The sequence below is a fragment of the Kribbella sp. NPDC004536 genome, assembly GCF_042873835.1.
Classification (GTDB): Bacteria; Actinomycetota; Actinomycetes; order Propionibacteriales; family Kribbellaceae; genus Kribbella.
Genome location: NZ_JBIALY010000003.1, coordinates 1,008,464 through 1,030,776, shown reverse-complemented (window position 1 = coordinate 1,030,776; position 22,313 = coordinate 1,008,464). Strand labels below are relative to the sequence as shown.

Annotated in this window: 22 protein-coding genes; 11 read left to right on the top strand and 11 right to left on the bottom strand. The window is 66.1% G+C overall.

Features of this window, described 5'->3' with window-relative positions; translation table 11 throughout:
- Positions 1 to 194: 194 nt before the first annotated feature.
- Entirely contained in the window at positions 195 to 2,933 is a 2,739-nt protein-coding gene (locus tag ACFYRU_RS30275) for an ATP-binding protein (RefSeq protein WP_387664631.1), read from the bottom strand.
- Between the two features lie 466 nt (positions 2,934 to 3,399).
- Between ACFYRU_RS30275 and ACFYRU_RS30270 the strand changes: the two genes are divergently transcribed.
- Positions 3,400 to 4,164, top strand: a complete 765-nt coding sequence (locus tag ACFYRU_RS30270; protein ID WP_387664628.1) for a hypothetical protein — start codon at positions 3,400 to 3,402, stop codon at positions 4,162 to 4,164.
- 69 nt (positions 4,165 to 4,233) lie between these two features.
- Here ACFYRU_RS30270 and ACFYRU_RS30265 read toward each other — a convergent pair whose 3' ends face one another.
- On the bottom strand, positions 4,234 to 4,677 hold the full coding sequence (locus ACFYRU_RS30265) for a hypothetical protein (RefSeq protein ID WP_387664625.1): 444 nt from the start codon (positions 4,675 to 4,677) through the stop codon (positions 4,234 to 4,236).
- A 603-nt stretch (positions 4,678 to 5,280) separates the two neighbouring features.
- Between ACFYRU_RS30265 and ACFYRU_RS30260 the strand changes: the two genes are divergently transcribed.
- Positions 5,281 to 5,724 (top strand): hypothetical protein, encoded by a 444-nt coding sequence (locus ACFYRU_RS30260; RefSeq protein WP_387664623.1) that lies wholly within the window; start codon positions 5,281 to 5,283, stop codon positions 5,722 to 5,724.
- A 62-nt stretch (positions 5,725 to 5,786) separates the two neighbouring features.
- Here the strand turns inward: ACFYRU_RS30260 and ACFYRU_RS30255 are convergent, their stop codons facing one another.
- Positions 5,787 to 6,329: an HAD family hydrolase gene (locus ACFYRU_RS30255; protein ID WP_387664620.1), complete on the bottom strand. Its 543-nt coding sequence runs from the start codon at positions 6,327 to 6,329 to the stop codon at positions 5,787 to 5,789.
- 674 nt (positions 6,330 to 7,003) lie between these two features.
- Here ACFYRU_RS30255 and ACFYRU_RS30250 point away from each other — a divergent pair.
- Positions 7,004 to 8,563 carry a BTAD domain-containing putative transcriptional regulator gene (locus tag ACFYRU_RS30250; RefSeq protein WP_387664618.1) on the top strand — a complete coding sequence of 520 codons (1,560 nt, stop codon included), beginning with the start codon at positions 7,004 to 7,006 and terminating at the stop codon, positions 8,561 to 8,563.
- Here the strand turns inward: ACFYRU_RS30250 and ACFYRU_RS30245 are convergent.
- The 4 genes from ACFYRU_RS30245 to ACFYRU_RS30230 all read right to left on the bottom strand — a co-directional run bounded on the left by ACFYRU_RS30245 (position 8,544) and on the right by ACFYRU_RS30230 (position 11,689).
- Positions 8,544 to 8,951 (bottom strand): hypothetical protein, encoded by a 408-nt coding sequence (locus ACFYRU_RS30245; RefSeq protein ID WP_387664616.1) that lies wholly within the window; start codon positions 8,949 to 8,951, stop codon positions 8,544 to 8,546. The genes ACFYRU_RS30250 and ACFYRU_RS30245 overlap by 20 nt on opposite strands.
- A 296-nt stretch (positions 8,952 to 9,247) precedes the next feature.
- On the bottom strand, positions 9,248 to 9,814 hold the full coding sequence (locus tag ACFYRU_RS30240) for an OsmC family protein (protein ID WP_387664613.1): 567 nt from the start codon (positions 9,812 to 9,814) through the stop codon (positions 9,248 to 9,250).
- 12 nt (positions 9,815 to 9,826) lie between these two features.
- Positions 9,827 to 11,053 (bottom strand): NAD(P)/FAD-dependent oxidoreductase, encoded by a 1,227-nt coding sequence (locus ACFYRU_RS30235; protein WP_387664611.1) that lies wholly within the window; start codon positions 11,051 to 11,053, stop codon positions 9,827 to 9,829.
- 135 nt (positions 11,054 to 11,188) lie between these two features.
- Positions 11,189 to 11,689 (bottom strand): GntR family transcriptional regulator, encoded by a 501-nt coding sequence (locus ACFYRU_RS30230; protein ID WP_387664609.1) that lies wholly within the window; start codon positions 11,687 to 11,689, stop codon positions 11,189 to 11,191.
- 249 nt (positions 11,690 to 11,938) lie between these two features.
- Here ACFYRU_RS30230 and ACFYRU_RS30225 point away from each other — a divergent pair, with 249 nt between their 5' ends.
- Both ACFYRU_RS30225 and ACFYRU_RS30220 read left to right on the top strand, forming a co-directional pair.
- Positions 11,939 to 12,973: an SDR family oxidoreductase gene (locus ACFYRU_RS30225; RefSeq protein WP_387664607.1), complete on the top strand. Its 1,035-nt coding sequence runs from the start codon at positions 11,939 to 11,941 to the stop codon at positions 12,971 to 12,973.
- Positions 12,973 to 13,557: a hypothetical protein gene (locus ACFYRU_RS30220; protein ID WP_387664604.1), complete on the top strand. Its 585-nt coding sequence runs from the start codon at positions 12,973 to 12,975 to the stop codon at positions 13,555 to 13,557. Before ACFYRU_RS30225 ends, ACFYRU_RS30220 begins: the two co-directional genes overlap by 1 nt.
- Here ACFYRU_RS30220 and sigE read toward each other — a convergent pair.
- Both sigE and ACFYRU_RS30210 read right to left on the bottom strand, forming a co-directional pair.
- A complete protein-coding gene (sigE, locus tag ACFYRU_RS30215; protein WP_387664602.1) occupies positions 13,500 to 14,108 on the bottom strand; it encodes an RNA polymerase sigma factor SigE in 609 nt (202 codons plus the stop codon). The genes ACFYRU_RS30220 and sigE overlap by 58 nt on opposite strands.
- Positions 14,109 to 14,327: 219 nt before the next feature.
- Positions 14,328 to 15,089 (bottom strand): IclR family transcriptional regulator, encoded by a 762-nt coding sequence (locus ACFYRU_RS30210; protein ID WP_387664599.1) that lies wholly within the window; start codon positions 15,087 to 15,089, stop codon positions 14,328 to 14,330.
- A gap of 177 nt (positions 15,090 to 15,266) precedes the next feature.
- Between ACFYRU_RS30210 and ACFYRU_RS30205 the strand changes: the two genes are divergently transcribed.
- The 3 genes from ACFYRU_RS30205 to ACFYRU_RS30195 are packed head-to-tail and all read left to right on the top strand — an operon-like array spanning position 15,267 to position 18,320.
- The gene (locus tag ACFYRU_RS30205) at positions 15,267 to 16,004 is read left to right on the top strand and encodes an MIP/aquaporin family protein (protein ID WP_387664597.1); all 738 of its coding nucleotides are present in this window, start codon (positions 15,267 to 15,269) and stop codon (positions 16,002 to 16,004) included.
- Positions 16,005 to 16,023: 19 nt separating this feature from the next.
- Positions 16,024 to 16,623 (top strand): dihydroxyacetone kinase subunit DhaL, encoded by a 600-nt coding sequence (gene dhaL, locus ACFYRU_RS30200; RefSeq protein WP_387664594.1) that lies wholly within the window; start codon positions 16,024 to 16,026, stop codon positions 16,621 to 16,623.
- Positions 16,623 to 18,320, top strand: coding sequence for a dihydroxyacetone kinase subunit DhaK (locus ACFYRU_RS30195; RefSeq protein WP_387664591.1), 1,698 nt, complete (start codon positions 16,623 to 16,625; stop codon positions 18,318 to 18,320). The genes dhaL and ACFYRU_RS30195 overlap by 1 nt, the downstream gene beginning before the upstream one ends.
- Positions 18,321 to 18,342: 22 nt before the next feature.
- On the opposite strand, the gene ACFYRU_RS30190 is transcribed toward ACFYRU_RS30195, so the two are convergent.
- Positions 18,343 to 19,308 (bottom strand): sigma-70 family RNA polymerase sigma factor, encoded by a 966-nt coding sequence (locus tag ACFYRU_RS30190; protein ID WP_387664589.1) that lies wholly within the window; start codon positions 19,306 to 19,308, stop codon positions 18,343 to 18,345.
- A 132-nt stretch (positions 19,309 to 19,440) separates the two neighbouring features.
- Between ACFYRU_RS30190 and ACFYRU_RS30185 the strand changes: the two genes are divergently transcribed.
- The 3 genes from ACFYRU_RS30185 to ACFYRU_RS30175 are packed head-to-tail and all read left to right on the top strand — an operon-like array spanning position 19,441 to position 21,288.
- Positions 19,441 to 20,016, top strand: a complete 576-nt coding sequence (locus ACFYRU_RS30185) for a dihydrofolate reductase family protein (RefSeq protein WP_387664586.1) — start codon at positions 19,441 to 19,443, stop codon at positions 20,014 to 20,016.
- 27 nt (positions 20,017 to 20,043) lie between these two features.
- Entirely contained in the window at positions 20,044 to 20,814 is a 771-nt protein-coding gene (locus tag ACFYRU_RS30180; RefSeq protein WP_387664583.1) for an alpha/beta fold hydrolase, read from the top strand.
- 36 nt (positions 20,815 to 20,850) lie between these two features.
- A complete protein-coding gene (locus ACFYRU_RS30175) occupies positions 20,851 to 21,288 on the top strand; it encodes a LacI family DNA-binding transcriptional regulator (RefSeq protein WP_387666050.1) in 438 nt (145 codons plus the stop codon).
- A 1-nt stretch (position 21,289) separates the two neighbouring features.
- Here ACFYRU_RS30175 and ACFYRU_RS30170 read toward each other — a convergent pair whose 3' ends face one another.
- Positions 21,290 to 22,186, bottom strand: coding sequence for a family 16 glycosylhydrolase (locus ACFYRU_RS30170; protein ID WP_387664580.1), 897 nt, complete (start codon positions 22,184 to 22,186; stop codon positions 21,290 to 21,292).
- Between the last annotated feature and the right edge of the window lie 127 nt (positions 22,187 to 22,313).

Below are 22,313 nucleotides of genomic sequence, written 5' to 3'. Positions count from 1 at the left end.
TCAACTGGCCCGTGAGGAAGAGGCCAGGCCACCGGGACGGTGCCGACTCGCGCGGCACCTCGGTGACTACACCGGACCTGGACAGCGAGCGACCAGCATTTCCGCCCACACCGACCGCCCGCTGTCCAGGGTCGCCGGACACACTGCTCGGAGCCGCTGAAGCAACGCTGATGTCGACCTGAAAGTTTGGGTATTCAGGCCCGACCGGAGAGGGCCCGGGTGCGGGCTTCCTGGTAAGGACACCGAAGGCGAGCAAAGGTCGCGGCTATCTGGGGCAGACGGTCATGCTGCCCGCGCAGGATCGCAGCACCGCGGTCGATGATCGTCTGCGCGATCGGATTGCCACGCACAGCGTCTGTTGCCCGGTCCAGCCGTCGCTCGGCAATTGGGAGATCCGCGAGGACAGCAGCCTCAGCCCACATCGCCGCGTACCAAGGACGCCACCGTGCTCCCGTGATCCACTGCCCGGACGGAACGCCCGCGGACGGCCGGAAGACGTCTGGGTCGTCGATGTCGACGACCAATCGCTCCACCGCGGTCTGGGCATCACCTTTGTGCAAGGCGAGCATGGCGTCGAAGATCGGCGCCCACCCCCGGCCCCAACGATCCATCTGATGGGGTTCGATGCCAGTGGCGATGGTGAGGTCTGCCCAGAAAGCTCTCCGATCGTCATCTCCTTGCATGCCATGCACCGTCGAAACCGCGTAAGCGGCCTGGCACAACGCAGCGGCGGCCGGCCGGCCGGCACGTTCCCAGCCGACCCTGAAGAGTTCCCCATTGGCGACGACTCTGTCGAAATGGCCGGCGAACGCGTCAACTGTGATGAGTCTGGAGACGCCGATGTGGTTCTCCCCTTGATAGAAAGGCAGCCTGGCCAACGCATCCGCATGCGATGCCGCCGCATTCAAATCACCGGCCGCCAGAGCAGTGTCGGAGGCCATCAGCAGCGCGTCTCCCAGTTCATAGCCCAGCGCAGCCGTCACAGGCTCCTTCGCGAGTTGTTGCACGCGACGATTGGCAACGTCCATTGCTTCCGTCAGCTCGTGGTTCGCGAGCCTGATCATCGTCAACCGATCGAGGGCTGCGCTGACCAAGAACGGGTCCTCAGATTGCTGAGCCAACTCGACGGCGTCCACGGTCTCGGAGATGGCCTTCGCGTTTCCGAAGTCCCGGGCGACGGCGATCGCCGCCTGGGCATCGGCCGAGCCAGGGTGCAGCGCGTCTGCCCGCGCAACGAGATCCTTTGCTTCGGCGATCGGATGAAACGTTGCCATGATGCCCGGCGTGCGAACGATGTACATGCCCATCGTCGCCAGGTCCCGGGCTGCGCCGTCAAAGTCGCCGGCCAGCTCTGCGAGGTTGGCCGAAGCAGCAAGGAGCTGGAGTGCGTCATCGCCGGCGAACCGCGTCGCGGCCACCCCTGCCGCTTGTCGCAGACAGCCGATCCGCCCTTTATGTGATGCGGATCGGGTGGCCGCTTGCTCGTAGCGGTTCTGAGCCTGGCTGAGATTTCCCCGGGTGAAGAGCAGGTCGGCGTATCGAATGCCCATTTCGGACCTGTCGCAGGTCGACTCGTCCAACCCCTCAGCCCAGTCGAGAGCAGTGGCCACATCGTTCGTCACCCGGTCGAACCGATCGCGCCACGAGTCGTTCCGCGGAGCCTCGTCGAGGACCTGAACCATCGCCTGACACCAGTGCAGGTACCTCCGCCGGGTGTCATCTTTCTCTCCGCTGGCATCCAACTGGTGAACGCCGTACTGGCGGATCGTCTCAAGCGACCGGTAGCGCACCGGCGTTCCTCTGTCGACGACGACCAAGCTCTTTTCTGCCAGGCGAGCTAGTCCGTCGACGACCGCGCCCGTGTTGTTCTCGTATCCGGCGACAACGGAGGCGGCATCGACGTCGAACCACGAGGTGAACAAGGCCGTGCGCCTCAGCAGAGCTTGCTCGAGCGGGGTCAGGAGATCGTAGCTCCAGCCGATCGCGCTCAGTAGAGAATGATGCCGATCCGTCCCGTCGGGTCCGACCGAGAAGAACCGGAGCCGGTCCGCGAGGCCGGCCTCGAGGCCGTCAAGACCCATCGCCGGGTATCGCGCGGCCGCTAGCTCGATTGCTAACGCAGAACCGTGCAGCGCATCGCACAACGCAGCGACTCGGTCCTCGTCCAGCCGTTTCTGCGCTCCTGTCGCAGCGGTTCGATCGCGGAACAGCGCCACCCCGTCGTCACTGGACAGCGGAGGCACTGGAACGGTCCACTCCGACGAGATCAAGAGCCGCGATCGGCTTGTGGCAAGCACGCGAACGTCAGGACAGTCGAGCAGAATCTGCTGCACACAGCCGCGGATTGCGTCCAGGAGATGTTCGCAGTTGTCGAGTACGAGCAACGATTCTCGGGCGGCAAGCGCTGCGATCAGAGCATGCTCCGTCGAGCCGGTGTTGTTGTCGGGGACGCCGACCGCGTCAGCGATCGTTCGCGTCACCAACCGGGAATCCGTGATCTGCGCCAGATCCACGAACCATGCGCCGTCCTCGAAGTCGCCGGCCAGGTCGCCCGCGACGCTCAGGGCAAGTCTCGTCTTGCCGATACCTCCTGGGCCGACGGCAGTCACAAGCCGGTGTCCCGTCAACGACGACCGCAGCTGCGCTCGTTCGGCAGCACGCCCGATGAAGGCTGTCGTCATGGCGGGCATCGCTCGGTCACGGCGAGTCCCCGCCAGCAAACCGGGCGTTGACTCGGCGTACCTGGCCAGGCTCCGACGATCGCGATGCCCCAGTTTGCGGAGCAGAGTTGAAACGTGCGTTTCGACCGTTCGCTTTGAAATAAGGAGCGTATCGGCGATCTCGGCATTGGTCAGATGGTGTGCGATCAGAGCGAGTATCTCTACCTCGCGCATCGTGACGTTGGCGTTGGTCAATCGTTTCGCAGTCGCCACAACCTCAGTGTCCGACCCTGTACAGTACCGTGCAAGACGGTCCCGAAGCTGGCAAACCTTTGCCCTCTCCACACCGAGACCGCCAACCGACTATCCACGACGCCATGCTCACGCTCCCCGAACTTCTCCTTGCGAGTCAACGATAGCCACATCGAGACTGCAGGGTTGGGCATTTTGGCTCCCACGCTATGGATGTCCAGAGTCCGCGATCCACCTAGCACAACCCGCTGAAATAGGGCTGAAGTGATCCTGAATCGCACAGTTCGTCGTGAAGGTGAAGCTGTCGGCGCGCCGTTGCCACGCTAGTCCGAGTGGCTTGTGCGAATCTCGTTCCAAGCGTCGGCGTCGCCTCGCAGACGATTGCTTCCTGCACGGCCGGTTCAGGCGTGCTCGTCTGCGGATAGGGAACTCTGAGATGGATGGATCCAGGTGGCCTGCGACACCAGAAGACCTCGTACGACTGAGGTTGCTGAACCTGGTCGGCGAACTCGGAACAATGGACTGTACCGATGAGCGAGCTCGCCGTGCGAGCGGGCTGAACAGCGCGGATCTGGCGGTGGCCTGGTGCGACCTGTGTCAGCTCGGAGCGGTGATCCTCGACCTGCACGACGGTCGTACTAACGGCGCCGTCCGGTTGTCGACGAACGCCGGGACCGAGTACCGCGCCCGGCTCAGGCGAGTTGCGGATCCGGTGACCCGCGCCTGGACCTTGCGGGGTGCGTTGATCGACTGGCTGGCGTCAGGAACCTCGGGATTCCGGTGCCTTGCCGAGTTCGACCGCGATCCCCGTTCGGTTCTGGAAGGTTTGCGCCAAGCTGAGCACAACGAGCTTCTCGAAACTGCACAGTTCCTTGCCGGCCGCGGTTTGGTGGAGCTGATCGACACATCCGCCTCTCAACTGGCAAAGGTCAAGATCACGGCGGACGGACATACGCTAGCCACTCGCTGGCAGGGCAAGGATAAGGAAGACATCGTCAGTGCGGAGGATCGCCGGGCATTTGATCAGTTCGTCGGCGGACTGCGGCGGCTGGTCACGGCGGACGACATGCCTGATGAGCGCCGCCGTGAAATGATCGTGCTCGTGGACCGACTGGCAACGGCGGCCGACGCCGGTGATCGGCAAGCGCTCCGGAGATACTGGAAACATGCCCGGAGCCCGCTGCAGACTGCCGGGCCTACCTTGGCCTACTACCTCGCTGATACCGCAGTACCACCCGTTCTTTCCGACTAGGTGATCCCCGCGGTGGCGGCTGGCGTCAATCGTCGCCAGCCGTCACCGCAGGTTGTCTTGTCGGAGGAGTCAGATCACTCGCTGCGGATTTGCTCGGCCGTACTTTCCAACCGATGGCACCACGAGCAATAGCAGGGCCAGAAGGTTCGCCAGCCCAGCGACCGCTGCCGCGGCGAAACTGATGCTCGGCAGTACCTCGTGCTCTCGCAGCAGCAGCGGCGCTGCAAGGAGTTGCGTCAGCAGGACGATCGCGAAGGGCGACCGCCGCATCCGCCGGCTTTTGATGGTCCACAGCGTCAGCGCAAGCACCAGGGTTGCCCCACCATCGCAGACGGCGGCCTTCACCAGCAGCAGATGGTATCCGTGTTCGATCTGCCTGCTTAGGGCGGCATCAAGCGGTCCGCCGTCCTGCACGAAACCCGAGAACGTCCTGTACACGTACCCGGTGATCGCAGCTTTCCCGCTGGTGAGCACGGCGATCGCGCCAACTGCTTCGGCAATGATGCCCAGCACAGCGGAAGAAAGCAGAGCGGTCAGGGCTGGTGGACGCCTCGTGGCAATCACACCAGCGCTGGTCGGGTGACTCAAGGTAACTCCCCCTTCGAATTCGATGACACAGGTGGCCCCCGCCTGCTCGGGGTCAGGCGGGGGCCGAAGCGAGCGGTCAGACAGCCGCTCGAGGCGAGCGTTTCACTCGCTTCTGAAGGCCACCTGGAACACCTCTGATGTAACCGGCCACGAACCCGGCGGCGGAGCATGCCGGTGGAACGGGCTTCAGTACGAAGTCAGGCAGTCCGAATATCTTGAGGTCCAGTCCGGTCTGGCCCGATCCTCCGGATCCGGCATGCCGGCCGTGCGCACAAGATCTGAATCCAGAGACGGAGTTACACAAGAATGAAGTATGGAAAGACGACGCTTCTCTGCAGCGCGGCGTTGATCCTGACGGGGTGCGGTCCGTTGACGTTGTCTCACGGGCACCCCCGTGAGGTGGTCACGACCACCGTGGCTGTCCCTTCCGCCACGACCACAGACGCTCCGACGGCTCCCGCGTCATCGACCGAGCCGTCGTCGGGTAGCGATGGAGTTGCCATCACGCCTACCGGGACCGTGCTCCCGGTGGGCAAGACAGCGACCGTGCTGTACCCGACGAAGTCGATGGGGAAGGTGTCGACGAAGCTGGCGACCACTGTCGTGACGGCTGAGAAAGGCTCGATCGACGATCTCAAAGGATTTGATCTCGACGCGCAAGCCAAGCTGAGCGTTCCATTCTACGTCACGATCAAGTTCCGCAATGTTGGCGCGAAGACGATGGATCCGGCCGGTATCTTCGGTTTGATCGAGGCGCACAATGAGGCGGGTGACGAGCTCGGTGAGCTAGATCTCATCGGAGATTTCAAGAAGTGCGACGGGATTCCACCGAAGCAACTCGCGGTCGGGGAATCGTTCACCGAATGCGCGGTCTATATTGCTCCCAAGAATCAGGCTCTCGACAATGTCGTCTTCGGTTTCTATCTCGACACTGAGCGAACCGAGATCACCTGGACCACCAGGCACAGCTAGGCCCGATCGAGTTTTGCGAGACCGCGGACAGTTGCGCTGTCCGCGGTCTCGCGCGTTGGGACTCAGGCGACGACCTGGTTCCACCGGTCCAGCAGACCCGGGAGCTCCGACAACCGTTGTACGGTCACGTCCGGGGTGCCGTCGGTGTGGCCAACCTGATCGGCTGGAATCACCGAATGCGGAACGTGCGCGGCGCGCATTCCGACGTTCTGCGCGCCCCACACATCATCGAACAAGCGATCACCAACGAACAAGCACCGTTCGGGAACCTTTACGCCAACCGATCGCATCGCAGCCAGAAATGCTTCCGGATGCGGTTTGGTGTACCGGATCTCACTTGAGTACACAGCTCCGTCCAGGAGATCAAGGACACCGTCGCGCGCAAAGATCTCGTCATGCCGGCTGCGTGGCCAGAGTGTGTTCGACAGGACACCGATGCGCAGGCCGCGCGCCCGGAGCTCCCGCAGGGTGGGCAGCGCATCTGGTTCCAGCTCTGTATGTGGGTTCCATTGCCGTTCGTATTCCGCCATACCAGCAGGCGTCAGCTCCACTCCGGCCAGGACGCATACTTCGTGCAGATTACTGCTGAGATGGTGTTCGTGCACGCCGCCAGACAGATCTCTCGGCGGTTGTCAATCGTCGCGCAAGCTCATTGGACCGACCGGCGTCGAGAACCTTCTGCGACAGACCTCCAGACCGAGCACAGATCCATGACACGCGATGTAGTCAGCGTCCCTCCCAGTCGAACAAGATCGCTTCGATCGGCTCTCTGGTGGCATATGTCATTTGCATTCCTTGTCAATTGAGCTGAGGGCCACTCTGCTGCGACGTTCTGAGTCCTCGCTTGCATCATGCTGAAGGGGTCATTGCCTGGAGTGACTTCAGCGATCTGTCAGTGCCGCTTGCGCTACCCGAGCGAGGATGGGCCCGCCACGCTGACCGCCCGGGCGAGCCCAGTCATCCGACTCGGCTACTCTCGCACTGCCCGGTCCGGCCTCGTGGCGCATCGGGGGACTCCGCTGAGCGGAGAGGACCCGGTTGGGCCGGCGCAGCCCAGCCGGGCTCCTCCGAAATCATGCTCAGAGCGGTGACTTCAGCGGCGCGTCAGCGGTACATCAGCAGCGTGAGCGAACGTTCTTGCTCATCACGCTGAGTTATGATTCTTGCTGCGTCAGGAGGTGGACTAGCTGTCCGCGCCGTACCGTGCTCTGGGCCTCGCGCAAGGTTCAGAGAGATGTATCCGCCCTGTGTGTCTGCCGACTGAACGAGCGATGGAGCGGTGACCGATGAGCGCGTGACCATCAGGCTGCTCGGGCCGATCGACGTGGTCAGGGGCGGCGTGCCGCGATCGGTGGCCGGCAAGCGACGCAACGCGGTGCTCGCGATTCTCGCGTTGAACGTGGGGCAGGTCGTGAGCGCCGAACGACTGATCGCCCTCGTCTGGGGTGATTGTCCACCAGCGACGGCGATGAACACACTCCAGAGCACGGTGTCGTTCTTGCGCCGCCAACTGGACCTTGGCAGCCTCCTCCGGGCAAAGTCACCCGGCTACGTCATCACGCTCGGTCGCGAAGGTGTCGATGCGATGGTCACCGAGCAACTGATCCGCGAGTCGCGAGGCCTCCGCGATCCGCAACTCGTGGTGCAAAAGCTCAGCACGGCGCTGGACATGTGGCGAGGGCAACCACTCGCAGGTCTCACCGATGTGGCTGTTCTCGATGATCATGCCGCTCGGCTCGACATGCTGCATCGGACCGCGACGCGGTCCTTGATCGATGCGCGGCTGGCCCTCGGGGAACACGCCATCGTGGTCGGCGACCTGGAGCAGGCGTGTGCTCAGGATCCCCTCGACGAGGAGCTACATACCAGGCTGATGCTGGCCTTGTACCGTTGCGGGCGGCAAGCAGACGCACTGTCGGCCTTCCATCGCCTGCGCCACCGGCTGGAAGAAGACCTGGGCATCAATCCGTCGCCACGCGTCCAGGACCTTCATACGGGGATCCTCCGCCAGGACCGATCCCTGGACATCGGGCCACCCTGGTCCGATCAGCTCACCGTGGCGACGCCGGTCGTCGTACCCGCACAGCTCCCACCCGTACCGCTGTCGTTCGTCGGCCGTGAACACGAGCTGAGGCAATTGGACAACGTCTCCGCACGCTCGACCGATCCGAACGAGCGGCCGGCCCGAAGTGTCGCCGTCATCAGCGGCATGCCCGGCATCGGGAAGACGATGCTCGCTCTGCACTGGGCGCACTTGTGCATCGAGAGCTTTCCGGACGGGCAGCTCTACATCGATCTGCAAGGCAGCGGCGAGTCTGCGCCGGCGCTCAGTTCGTTCGATGTACTCGGCACGTTCCTCGGAGCACTCGGTGTGCCCTTCGAGCGCATCCCCCACGATCTGCACTCTCGCGCTGGGCTGTACCGGAGTCTGATGGCCAAGCGGCGGACCCTGGTCCTGCTCGACAATGCTCGCGACGCCGAGCAGGTCATGCCGCTGCTCCCTGGGATGACCGACGGCCTGGTACTCATTACCAGCAGGGATCAGCTCGTGCGGGTCATCATCGCGATCGATGCGTGCGTCCTCCCGCTGCGTGACCTCACCGACAGCGAAAGCTACCGGCTACTGGTCGCACGCCTCGGCACCGCTTGCTTGGAGGCTGATCCCGCAGCCTCCCGCTCAGTCATCGCGATGTGTGGCGGCCGGCCGCTCACGCTCGCGTTCGTCGCAGCCCGCGCATTGAGCGAGGGCGCGACGTCATTGCACCGTAGGGCATCCGATCTTGCGGCCGAGGCCGGCCTGGAGCAGTCGATACGCATCCCTAGGGCAGGGTGTACTTGATGGTCCTCTTGACATGCGGGGCACCGGACATGTTGTCGATCGTGTACGAGTGCGTCGTTTCCTCGCCGTCGTTGCACGGAAACTCCATGCTCACCGTGTCGACAGCAGGGAAGGTGCCGAGCTTGCCGGCACGACGACCGTGGCTCTCGTAGTAGTTCGGTTCGTCGTCGGAGAAGGCCACGGTGGACGTCCCCGCAACCTTCCACGCGATCTGGATGTCAACCGCTGGAGTTCCTGGTGAGGTTCCGGACTTCGGCACCTCACAGCGTGGCTGTCGCACCACCTTGAAATAGACGATGCGCGCCGGCTGCGAGGGCGTCTTCGGCGTGGCAGGCGTCTTCTTCAGGGGTATCAGCTTCGTTTTGTGGCCACCAGCCGGCGTCTTCACCGGCCCCGGAGGCTGTGTCGCTCCGTGTCCTGCTCCCTGCTTTGCCGCCGACTTCGCCGGTGACCGGTCACTGCAGCCAGAGAGCAGTACGAGAAGCCCTACCAGCAACACGGCGACCACCGCGCCTGAGCGAGGCCTTGCCGAGTACGTCACGATGTGCCCTCCCGAGTTCGATCCAAGGCCGACGATGACGCATGCCCCTGAATTCAGGCTGGAACAACCGGTGATCCAGCCTGACCGGGTGCTGCTCCGTGACAGGCCAAGGGTGTCGTACACGGAGCAGCGTGATCCCGCGATCAGTTGGTTTCGACCTCGATAGACACAGGTACGCCGTTCGTCATCACGTCGTACACCGCGGAGCGGGCCCGCGACTGGTCGACGAGGGCTGCGAGCTTCTCGGCTTCCGCCTCGCCCTTCACGTGGAAGACCACCCGAACAGCTTCGTAACCGTTGCGGACCGACGGATCGAGGCCGAGGATACCGAGCAGGTTGATGTCGCCTTCGACGGTCGACGTGACCTCGCCGAGCTCGATTCCGCGCGCGGCCGCGATGTTGGCCAGACCACTCGTCAGACACGCGCCCAGGGCGTGCAGCAGGTGCTCCGCGGGAGTCGGCCCGTTGTCGTTGCCCACCAGCACCGGCGGGTGGTCCGCATCGAAGGTGAAGTCACCGGAGCGCTGGTGTTCCTGCCCCGCGCCGTAGTACCCGTTGATCGTCCCGCGGTTGTGGGTTCCGCTGACCCACTGGTTGGCCACCCGGAACTGGAACTTGGCGATCTCCGGGTTCGCCTTGACAGCGTCAAGAGTCGCGAACAGGGTCGGTACGTCGACCCCGTTCAGGCCTTCCTTTGTTGCTTCCGACATCAATGATCCTCTCTAGAATTGCGAAGAATCGCACTTCGCAAACTCAGGTGGCGCCGCTGCTGCGGCGCCGAACACCGGGGGCAAGGCGGCGAGGAAGTCTGCTTCCGCGTCCAAGGCCCTGCTGAGCCCGATCTGCAACTCGACGAAGCGGTCCGGCGGCGGGAACTTCGTCAACTTCACCGTCGCGTCCAGGACGTCCGCCGAATACGCGTCCCGTTGCTGCTGGAACTGAGCCAACGCGTCACGTTCGGCCTCAGGGTCGCGAAGGCTGCGGTCCATCGCGGTGGCCAACAACTCCGCGTCGCGAAACGCGTCCGTCATGCCGTGCCCGCTGATGGGATCGCGGTGGTAACCCGCGTCGCCGACCAACGCCCAGCCGGCGCCGTAGGCGGAACGGACGAAGTTCGGCATGTCGATACCGCCGCGCACGGGGGCCGCAATCGATCCCGATCGCACTCGGCCCCCGATAGCCGGAGCCGCCTCTTCGAGCGCGACGGTGAATGCCTCGGCCCGCTCCGACCCGGCCGAACGGATCCGGGCCGCGGCGTGCGAAGGGCGGAACGTCCACACGCACGACTCATCGCCATGAGTCGGGAAGACACCTGTATAGGCACCGGCTGAGACCTGCAGCTCGAAATCGCTCGCGTCCATACCTCGGACGTAGGCGTAGTACACCGAGGACGTCGATCTGTACGACGTCAGCGCACGAGCTCCGACATAGCCGGCAACCCGGGATCTCAGCCCATCAGCTCCGACGACGAAGCGCGCACTGAACTCAAGACGTTCACCGGTCGCGGTCTCGGCGGTGATGCCCACAACTCGGCCGTTCGCTGATCTAACCACGCCGGTCGCGCTGGTAGCGGTTCGGATCCGCGCGCCGGACTTCGAGGCCGCGGCGGCGAGCAGGTCGTCGAGTACGACGCGACGCGGCGCGACGACAAGATCCACACCCGCCCGGTCCTTGACCCGGCGCCGTACGACGTCGTCATCCGTACCGAAGGTCGCGAACCGGACCGCGGGGGCGCCGCTGGCAAGCACCGGCTCGAGAAGCCCCCAACGGGACAGCTGGACAACCCCGCCACGTCCGATCCCATGCGTCGAGTTCGTGTCGCTCGGCAGTCTGGCCTTGTCGATGACGACGACGTCGTGGCCCCGGCGCGCCAGCAGCATAGCCAGCGAGGCTCCGGCGCAGCGCGCGCCGACGATGACGACATCGCAGTGCTCACGCCAGACTTTCACTCCAGCATCGCGAGCGTCATCCCAATCCCCTGCCATCTGCCATGAACCTCAGCATGGCGGCGAACGATGAAATTGGTCTGACGCAGACCTGAATCGGCTTGATCGGCATTTCGGAAACCGTCACCCAGGAGCTCGTCAAGCGACCGATGAATGCTCTTCGCCGGCACTGTTGGCCACCACGGCTTTCCCCGCGAGGCGGTCGAACCTGATCAAACCCTCGCGATCCAGATGCAGCAGAGCGGCGCGGACGGTACTGAGTCGTGTACCGCAGTTGGCCCCCAGCGTCTCGACATCAGGCAAGGAGTCACCCGACTTGTACTCACCGACGTCGATGCGCGCTCGCAGGTCTTCCGACAGGAGCTGCCAATACGGCTGGCCAGAACGCTGGCGATAGAACTCTCCGGCCACCACCGAGCCTTCCTTCTCCCAGCGTGGCCGGACGTCAGCCAGCGCCCTGCACTCGGTGAAGACAGGGCATTCGGTTCGACACAAGGCCGCAAGCTCTCGGGCGAGAGAGAGCTTCAAGCGTTCGGAGTCGAACCGCGCATCCAGTCTGCAAGGAATCGCGCTGCCGGCCTGCCAAGCCCGATCGACGGCAGAAGAGAAGCCTCGCTCGAGGTCCGTGGTGGCGTTCATGGTGGTCCTCCAATACCGCGACAAACTTCCGCGCCATGCGTTGCCCCTTCCAGTCTTGACGGCTCGCATGAAGCAGGACTGATGTGCAGCTGATTGGGCAGGTCCAATCGAGGCAGTAGCCACCGGCACTGAGATTGAACTGAAGCGCCGCTGAATTTCTTGAGCGTCTTGCGCGCTTCGATCCGCGTTGACACACTCCGTTGTCGGAAACCGGAGCGTTGGTAAGCGCGCAGATCGAAAGGTACAAAAATGGCGGCTGCAAAGGTTCTGGTGACGGGCGCGACCGGTTTTCTTGCCGGACACTGCATCAAGGACCTGCTGGAGCACGGCTACGCGGTCCGTGGAACAGTGCGAAGTACCGGCCGCACCGACCTGTCGTACCTCGAACGGATCGCCAAGGAATCGGGCGGCGAGCTCGAGCTCGTGCCCGCCGATCTGACCGCGGACGGCGGATGGGATGCCGCCATGTCGGGGTGTGACTACGTGATGCACGTTGCCTCGCCGCTGCCGGCGAAGGTACCGAAGGACGAGAACGATGTCATCCGGCCGGCGGTCGACGGAACGCGCCGGGTCGTGCGGGCGGCAGTCCGGAGCGGATCTGTCCGCCGGGCGATCCTGACGTCTTCCACTGCCGCGATCACCCAGGGACATGGGCCGGCGGACCGTGTCTACACCGAAGCAGACTGGAGTATCGCCGACACCCTCAGCCCTTATCCGAAGAGCAAGTTGTTCGCGGAGAAAGCAGCGTGGGAGCTGGCCACCGAAGCTGGATTGGAGCTCGTCAGCATCAACCCGGATCTTGTCGTCGGTCCGCTGCTCCATGCCGAGGGACGCACCTCGATAGAACTGATCAGGCGGCTGATGAGCGGCCGGCTTCCCGCGGTCCCACCGATCGGCTTCGCCGTGGTGGACGTGCGCGATGTTGCCGCCGCCCATCGCCTCGCGCTGGAGACTCCGAAGGCCGCCAACAACAGGTTCATCGTCGCGTCGCCGCCTGCTCTGTGGCTCGGCGAGATCGCAACGATCCTTCGGGAAGAGTTCGGGCCGCGTGGCTACAAGATCCCGAGCCGCAGGCTGCCTTACTGGCTGATGTGGCTGATGGCCCGGTTCGATCCGGCGATCCGGCTTGCTCTGACGTACTACGACCTCCCGATCCGGATCGACGCACGAAAGGCGCAGGATCAGCTCGGATGGACTCCTCGATCGGCAGCACAGGCGATCTGCGCGGCTGCTGAGAGCCTGATCGATCACGGCCTCGTCCAGCAGCCGTCGAGGAGACGTTGATGAGGGGTACCGAGGGATCGCTACGTCACGGAATGCGGGATCTCATCGACGAGGTTCGGGAGACCTCAAGGCGCTCCGTGGCTGCGGACGAAACCGCTCGCTCGGTTGCCCGCTGCCTCGAGCCGTTCCTGACCGTGCCGGACCTGGTGCCGTGCGAGTACCGAGCCGGCTACAGCGACCGATATCGCCAGCACCTGGTTCATGCCGAGGACGACGGCAGCTTCTCCGTCGTGGTGCTCGTCTGGGAGCCCGGGCAAGCTACACCGATTCATGATCACGTCGCCTGGTGCGTCGCCGGGGTGTACCAGGGTCTCGAAACAGAAGTGCGGTTCGTCTTGGCCGAAACAGGAGCGGAACCGGTGCTGCGCTGGGCCGGAACCACCCAAAATCCCGCTGGCACGGCCGTTGGGTTCGCACCTCCCGGAGACATCCATCAAGTCCGGAACGCGAGTTCGTCAACGGCGATCTCGATCCATGTCTATGGTGCTGACCTTCGCGAAACGGGCACCAGTGTGCGGAGGACTTATCAGCTTCCGGTCGATGCCCGGGCTGCGGGGCCATCGGCTGACGGGCCGCAGACCTGAGTTTGCCCGGACCGCGGGGCCCGGTGCTCGAGGTGCTTGCGCAGCATCGACCGGCCGCGGTGGATCCGGCTCCGGACGGTGCCCAGCTTCACGTCCAGCACGTCCGCGATCTCGTCGTACGTCATGCCCTCGATGTCGCACAGCACGACCGCGGCGCGGAAGTCCTCGGGCAGCGCGTCGAGCGCGTCCTGGACGTCGTGGTCGAACAGATCCGAGTCAAGCTTCTCCGCCGGACCCGCATCCCCGCCAGGCAGCCGGTCGTCAGCATCATCGGGCAGACGGTCGAAACGGATCCGCTGCTTGCGGCGGGCACCGTCCAGGAACCGATTCGTGGTGATCCGGTACAACCAGCCCTCGAACGTGCCCGGGGTGTACGACGACAGCGAGCGGAACACCCGGACGAAGACCTCCTGGGTGAGGTCCTCGGCGTCGTGCTTGTTACCGGTCAGCCGGTACGCCAGCCGGTAGACATGCGCGGAGTGCGTCCGCACGATCTCGTCCCACGACGGCAGCACGTACGTAGTGGGCACGGTCGGGGTGTCCAGCGACATCACTCATCGCCTCCCTGCATCCTCTCTCGACGATGAGCGTGCCGGCCGTGGGCCGGCTTGCGCTCTGAGACTCGGGCAGGGAACAGCCGGCATTCGACGCCGTTGTCGCCAAGACACATTGGACTCGCCACCTGTTCCCCGCCCAAGTTCGAGAAGAAACTATGCGACGCCACTGCAGCGAACCTGGCAAGATCCTGAATCGAACCGCGTACTGCCAGTTCAGGGCAGACGAGGGCCGGGCCAGGTGGGGGCGCCCAGCTCCCGGGAGATGGTTCGGGCGGCTTCGCGGAGGGCCTCGCGGACCGGGGGGTCGGCCGGCCAGGCGGTGGCGGGGACGACCACGCCGATCGCCCCGGCGACTCCGTCGAAGGCGTCGAAGATCGGGCTGGCCAGGGCGCACTCGCCGAGGACGGCTTCCTCGGCTTCGACGGCCACGCCGGTGGTGGCGGCTTCGGTCCACTGGGATTCGAGGGCGGCCAGGTCGGTGAGGGTTTCGCCGGTCATGCTGCGGAGCGGCATCGCCTCGCCGATGGCTTTCTGGGCCTCGGCGCTGAAGGCGCTGATCGCCTTGCCGAGGGCGCTGGCGTGGGCGGGGATCACGATGCCGGCCTCGGGCATCTGCCGGCTGCCGTCCGGGCGGGGTTCGTGGTGGATGATCACGATCTCGTCCAGGAGCAGTACGCCGGTACGTACGGCGAACCCGGTGCGGCGGGCGAGTTCGGCCGCCCAGGGCGCGGTCCGCGACCGCAGCTCGAGGGTGTCGAGGTACACGTTGCCGAGCAGCAGTACGCGCGGGCCGAGCATGTAGCGGCTGGAGCCCCGCTCCTGGACGACCATGCCGTGCCCGACCAGGGTCTTCACGATGCCGTGCACCGTCGAGGCCGGCAGGCCGAGCGCCCCGGCGAGCTCGGTCAGCGTCATCCGGCGGCTGCCCTGCAGCGCGCTGAGTACGCGTACGGCCCGGTCGACCGACTGAATCACCAAGCCTCCTCGGCTCCCGCGCGGCGTGCCCGCGCCGCTCAATTGTGCCCGCGGCTCCCCGCGGCACACCGAAGACTACGCAGCCCACCTCTTGTCAGTCAGCCTCCGGCGCGATAACTTCCCGACACACATTCGACATTATCGAATGATCATCGGTATCACCGCAAGGAGGCAGCCATGGCGGACGAACCATCCATGACCCAGAAACTTCTGACCGAAGGCGTCGGTACGGCGTTCCTCGTCTTCGTCGGCGTCGGCGCGGTGCCCGCGACGCTGATCGTCAACGGCAAGGCGCCGTTCACGATGGCCGATCTCGGGATGATCTCGTTCGCGTTCGCGACAGTCGTCGTCGCGACCGTCTACGCCTTCGGCCACATCAGCGGGAACCACATCAACCCAGCGGTCACCATCGGCCTCGCGGTGACGAAGAAGTTCCCGTGGCGCGACGTACCCGGCTACCTCGCCGCGCAGGTACTCGGCGCGATCGTGGGCGCGGCGGCGATCCTGGGCGTGCTCGGCCACAAGGCCAGTGACGTCGGCCTCGGCGTCGCGTCGTACTCGGGGATCCCTACCGCGCAGGCCTTCACGGCGGAGTTCGTCGGTACGTTCGTCCTGGTCGTGACCGTGTTCGGCGTGATCCATCGCAAGGCCGCGGCCGGGTTCGCGGGCGTGGCGATCGGCCTGGTGGTGTTCGCCGCGATCATCCCGGTCGCCCCGGCAACGGGTGCGTCGATCAACCCGGCCCGCACCTTCGGCCCGATGCTCGTACAGCAACTGGCCGGCGGCACCGTGCACTGGAACCAGCTTCCCGTGTACTGGGCCGCGGAGCTCCTCGCCGGCGCCGCCGCCGGCCTCCTGTACGGCGTCCTCAGCCGTACGCCGGCAGACCGCCCCGTCGAGCGCGTCGCCGCCTGACCCGGCCGCGGAGGATCCGATGAACGCTGCTGACTGGCTGCGTGAATTCGCCCGGCTCGTGGCCGAGAACGAGGACGAGCTGACCCGGCTCGACGCCGCGATCGGCGATGCGGACCACGGCGCGAACCTCACGCGCGGTCTGACCGCCGTCGTCGCCGCGCTCGACGCAGGCGATCCGCCCGGCCCGCTGCTGACCGCGGCCGGCCTGACCTTGATCTCCACCGTCGGTGGTGCCGCCGGACCACTGTTCGGCACCTTCTTCCTGCGGATGGGCAACGCGCTGGGCGACGAACCCGACGTCGAAGCCCTCGCCACCGCATTGCGTGCGGGGCTGGACGGCGTTGTCCAGCGTGGCAAGGCAGAAGCGAAAGACAAGACGATGTACGACGCCCTGGCGCCCGCCGTCGAGGCCGTCGAGAAAGCCGCCGCCGCGGGCCAGTCGTTGCCAGAGGCAATTGCCGCCGCGAGCACAGCGGCCGACGAGGGCTGTGCCGCGACCATTCCGCTGGTAGCCCGGAAGGGCAGAGCCAGCTACCTCCGCGAACGCAGCACCGGACACCAGGACCCCGGCGCGACAACCGTTGCCCTTCTCTTCCGATCCCTTAGGAGCAGTTGCTGATGACACACTTCCTTCCCGCGGCCGACGCCGTGACGACCGCCGCCCGCGGTCTCGCCCTGGCCAACCCGGGCCTGATCGAGCTCCACAGTGATCCGTTGTACCTGCGGGCCACCTCCGGCAGTCCCGGCCGTACCGTCGCACTCGTGGCCGGCGGCGGATCCGGGCACGAACCCTTGCACACCGGTCTGCTCGGCGCCGGCGGCCTCGATGCCGTCTGCCCCGGCGAGATCTTCGCGTCCCCACACAACCGGCAGATCTACGAAGCCGGTACCGCGGTTGCCAAGAGCAACGGTGTACTGCTGATCGTCAAGAACTACACCGGCGACGTGATCAACTTCCAGATCGCGGCGGAACGCCTGCGCCACGACGGCCTACCCGTTGCCACCGTCCTGATCGACGACGACCTGGCGACCGACAACAAGGACACCGCCACCGGCCGTCGCGGTACCGCCGCCACCGTCGTCGTCGAGAAGCTGCTCGGTGCCGCCGCCGACCAGGGCGCCGAGCTCGACGACCTCGCCACGCTCGGCGCGGAGATCGTGGCACGCTCGCGCAGCCTCGCCGTCGCCGCCCGGGCGCAGACCTCGCCGGCCACCGGTGAGCCCGCGTTCACGCTGGATGCCGGAACCCTCGAGTACGGCGTCGGGATCCACGGCGAACGCGGTACCGGGACCGTCGAGCGCCGTCCCGTCGGCGACCTGGTCCGCGGGATGGCTGACGACCTGCTCGCGGCACTGCCCGCCGGACCGGAGCAAGTACTTGCCATCGTCAACGGTCTGGGCGCCACGACCAGCCTGGAACTGCACGCGATCGGCTCGATCCTCCACGACGAGTTGACGTCCCGCGGCGTCCGGCAGCTGGCCGTCGTACCCGGTACGTTCACCGCGGCATTGGACATGGCCGGCTTCTCCCTCACCCTCACCCGGATGAAGCCGGAATGGGTCGAGCTGTGGACCGGTCCGACGACCACGCCGCTGGTGCTACCCGACCTGCTGCTGACCGAGACCACAGCGCAATCCGCAGTCGTCGAAGCGTCGACCGGCCCGGCTCGGACCGACACGGCGCCGCCGAGCCGCGCGGTTCTCGACCAGTTCGCCAAGCTCGTCGCACAGGTCCAGGACAACCTCACCGCCCTCGACCAGCTCGTCGGCGACGGCGACTTCGGCGACAACCTTGCCGGTGGTGTCCGGCAGGCCCAGACCCTGAACGACGCCGGAACCGACGGGATGACCGCGCTGGCCCAGGCGTTCCTCGACGACGTGGGCGGTACCAGCGGTCCGCTCTTCGGGCTCCTCTTCCAGCAGCTTGCGGTCGTCTCCTGGCCGGACGACGACGCGCCGGACGCCCGAGCGGTCGCCGCGGCGGCACGCGCCGGCCTCGCCGCGATCCACCGCGTCGGCGGTGCCGAGGTCGGCGACTGCACCCTCGTGGACGCACTCGCGCCGGCCATCGACGCCCTGGACAACGCAGCCTCCGAGCCCTTCACGACCGCCGCCGAAGCCGCCGTCCGAGGCGCCGCCGGCACCGCCTCCCTGGCCCCGCGTCGCGGTCGCGCCAGCTACGTCGGCGACCGCGCTCTCGGCGTCCCCGACCCCGGCGCCCTCGGCGTCGCGCTGCTGTTCACCGCGCTGTCACGCGCCTACGAACCCAACGAAGCCACCAGGCTCCCCGACCCGCAGCGCCTCACCGCCCACTGACACCATGAGCTACCGGCGGCCGTCAGGTCGCCGGTAGCGTTCGGGGTAGGCCGAAGCGAGGTACCACTTCGGGGGTGAAGCAGGTGATCGCGGTGATGTGGTCGCCGGACGTGGTGACGACCAAGAGGCTGTAGGCGCGACCTTCGAAGTACAACGCGACGGCGGGTTGGCCGTTGGCTCGGGTGGGGACCACGCGATAGGTGAGGCCGGGGCGGAAGGTGACGGCGGCGAGGACGCGGCGAGCCGTAGCGGCACCGCGGTACTCGAGCATCACCGGCGGCATGCTGAGTCGTACGTCGGTGACGAGCAGGTCGACGAGGGCGTCCAGGTCGGCGCGTTCGAGGGCGTCGGTGAAGCGGGCGACCAGTCGGTGCTCGGCGGCTGGGTCCGGTTTCAGGACCGGATCGGACAGGTGCTTGTCGACGGTGGCGCGGGCGCGTTTGAGCGCGCTTTGGACTGATTCCTGAGTGGTGTCGAGGATCTCGGCCGCTTCGGTGGCGTGATAGCCGAGGACGTCGCGGAGTACGAGTACCGCTCGCTGGCGTGGCGGCAACAACTGCAGGGCGGTCACGAAAGCGAGGGAGATCGCCTCCCTGGTCTCGTACCGCGCGTCCGGCCCCGGATGCTGGTCGAGTAGAACATCCGGGTACGGCTCCAGCCAGGGCGGATCGCCGGCGCCGGCGGGTTCGGGGAGCGAGGGTAGCGGCACGGCGATGCGGGGACGTCGGCTGTCGGCGCGCAACATGCTCAGGCAGCGGTTGGTCGCGATCTTGTACAGCCAGGTCCGCAGCGAGGACCGTCCGACGAAGTCGCCGAGGTTACGCCAGGCAGCCACGAACGTCTCCTGTACGGCATCCTCCGCGTCCTGCAGTGATCCGAGCATGCGGTAGCAGTGCACCTGCAGCTCGCGGGAGTGGTCCTGGACCAGGTCGCGGAACGCGTCGTGGTCGCCGGCCCGCGCCCGGCTGATCAGATCGGTCGTCTCCACCGGTAGTCCGTCCTTTCGGTTCGCCCTACCTGTATGGACTCCGCCGGACCCGCGAACTGGGCGGTCCCGCGGCGCCCAATTCCGGCGCGCGGCGGCGTCTACCCGCTTGAACCAGTCGTTGGAGGAGCACACATGGGAAAGATCGTCATCAGCTCGAACGTCACGCTCGACGGCGTGGTGCAAGATCCGGACGGGGAGGAGGGCTTCGAGCGGGGTGGGTGGTTCCACCAGTTCGTGGGGACCAAGGACCTGGAGGCGTGGGTGGCCCGCGAGACCGAGGAACTGCTGGGTGTCGAGGCGTTGCTGTTCGGCGCACGGAGCAGTGAGTGGTTCGCCTCCCGGATGCTGAGCGCGGAGGCCCGGGTGAGCCGCGAGTGGGCGGACCAGGTCAAGAGCCTCCCGAAGTACGTCGTATCGTCCTCGCTCGACGATCCGCAGTGGAGCAACGCCACGGTCGTCGGAGTGAAGAACCTCGCGGAGCTGAAACGGACCGTTGACGGCGAGATCCTCGTCTACGGCAGCTACCAACTCGTCCACACGCTGATCGAGCAGAACCTGGTCGACGAACTGCGGCTCGTCGTCTTCCCCGTCGTACTCGGAACCGGCCGCCGCATCTTCGACCGAGGCACCAAGGGGCTGCGCCTGACCGAAACCCGCCGAATCGGCGACGGCCTGGTGTTCTACGCCTACGAATTCGGTCAGAGCTGACGGCCGAATGCGCTATCGTCCACTGGCATGCGTGGGAAGACGGGTCATCTCGCCTGGTACCGGACCGATGAGGCGGCGGTCGACGTTGCCTTCCTGCACGGGTTTTCGGACTCGGCCCAATGCTGGGAGCCGCTGATCGCGGCGATGCCCGGGGTTCGGGCGCTTGCGATCGACGCGCGGGGACACGGGGAGTCGGGGCTTCCGGAGGAGCCGATTCGGTACGACGGGCATCGTGACGACGCCGCGAGCGTACTGTCGGAGCTGCCCGACGCGGTGGTCGTGGTCGGGCACTCGATGGGTGCGATGGCGGCCGCACACCTGGCCGCGGCGAGACCGGACCTCGTCCGCGCGGTGGTCCTGGAGGACCCGCCGAACGGAACTGCGGATCCACAGGACAAGCCCTGGTCGGAGCCGGCCTGGCTCGCCGAGCTGCGCGCTCTCGACGTGGCGGAACGCATCGCGCGTGCGGAGCCGGGGTGGTCCGAGGACGAGCTGGAACCCTGGGCGGTGTCGAAGGGCCAGGTCAACCCGCACCTTTTCGACCTCACGTTCCGCGACGGCGTCCCGCTCACCGACCTCCTCGCCAAGATCACCTGCCCAGTACTCCTGATCCACGGCGACACCGACCGCGGCTCACTGATCTCCCACGAGTACGCCGAACGCTGCGCCCAAGCAGCAGGCGGCGACTTCCGGGCAGCACACCTCCCCGGCGCCGGCCACTCGGTACGCCGCGACAACCGCCCGCAGTACCTGGCCGAACTCACCAGCTTCCTCGAGGGGCCCGGCCGCCGCGCCTGACACACACCACGGAGGCGCCCACCAGATGGTCAGCGGATCGGGATCATCACCGGCCCGGTCGACACCCCAGGCGGTGTCGACCGGCTGGCCGGCTACCACGACGTACTCGGGCAGCCGGACCGGAAACTCATCGCACACGGCGACTACAGCCAGGCCTCCGGGGCCGCCGCGATGGAGGAACTGCTCGGGCGCGTCCCGGATCTCGACGCGGTCTTCGTCTGCAGCGACCTGATGGCGCTCGGCGCGATCGCCGCTCTGCAACGAGCCGGCAAGCGAGTCCCGGAGGACGTCGCGATCGGCGGCTTCGACGACTCCAAGGCCGCGGTCAGCTCGACACCACAACTGACAACGATCCGGCAGGACTTCACCCGGGTCAGTACCGAAATGGTCCGCCTGCTCCTCGACAGCATCGGCACCGACACCCGCTCCGCCGTCATCCTCCCGACCGAACTCGTCGTTCGCGACTCGACCTGAGTCAGCGCTGCCAGACGCGGACGTAGTCGATCGACTTCTTGGCCGAGACAGTGGCCGGGTTGGGGTCGTAGTTGGTCTTGGAGTACACGTACAGGTCTTCGATGATGTTGGTGTTCTCGGACGGGGCGCCGGCCACCGTGCAGACCAGGCGGCCGTCGATGTAGAACTTCGTGCCCTGGGCCGAGATGTCCGCGCCGTAGACGTGGTAGTCGGCGGCCGGGTCGAAGTTCAGGTCCACCTCACAGCCGCCACCGGCGTTGGCGTGCGACGTCAGGTAGAGGTGGCGCGGGTTGTCGCTGTACTGCTCGTACACGTCGGTTTCCTGCCAGGAGTTCACGCCCGCGGCCTGCCAGGTCCAGAACCCCGGCCAGAAGCCGCGCTTGTCGGAGACTGGGCTGCCCTGCGCGTTCACCACGTCGTACGTCAGCTTGGCGCGCGACTCCATGAAGCCGTACTTGAACGTGAACCCGCTGCTGCCGGTCGACGTCAGCAGACAGGACGTCCAGTCGTACGTCGTACCGGACGGCGCCTGGTACCGCTCGCGCTTGGCCGTCATCGTGACCGCGCCGTTGGACTCGCTGCAGTTCCGGTCCAGGCTGTACTCGAGCTGCTGGTTGTTCTTGTTGCCGCGGCCGGCGTCCGGCAGCGCGCTCGAGTTCCCCTTCCACTTCGTGCCCCAGTCGACCGCCGTACCGTTGAACTCGTCCCACCACTTGACGGTCCAGCCGGTGCCACCACCGACGGGCTGGACGCCGGCCGGCGGATCGTCGGCGCGCACCCGGGACGTGGCTGCCCGCGGATCCTTGTCATCGGCAACCGCCGAATGGGCCGCGAGCAACGAACCGGACAGCGCGAGCACGCCGGCGATCGCCGGGGCCGCGAACCTGGTACGAAACATGAGGATTCTTCTCCTTGTGACTGCGCCGGACCGGCCGGCGACGAGGGGGCGGACACACGGATTGCGGTAGCTGGAAACTCTGGCAACAGGATGGAAACGATGCAGCAACACCTTGCCACGGAATCCG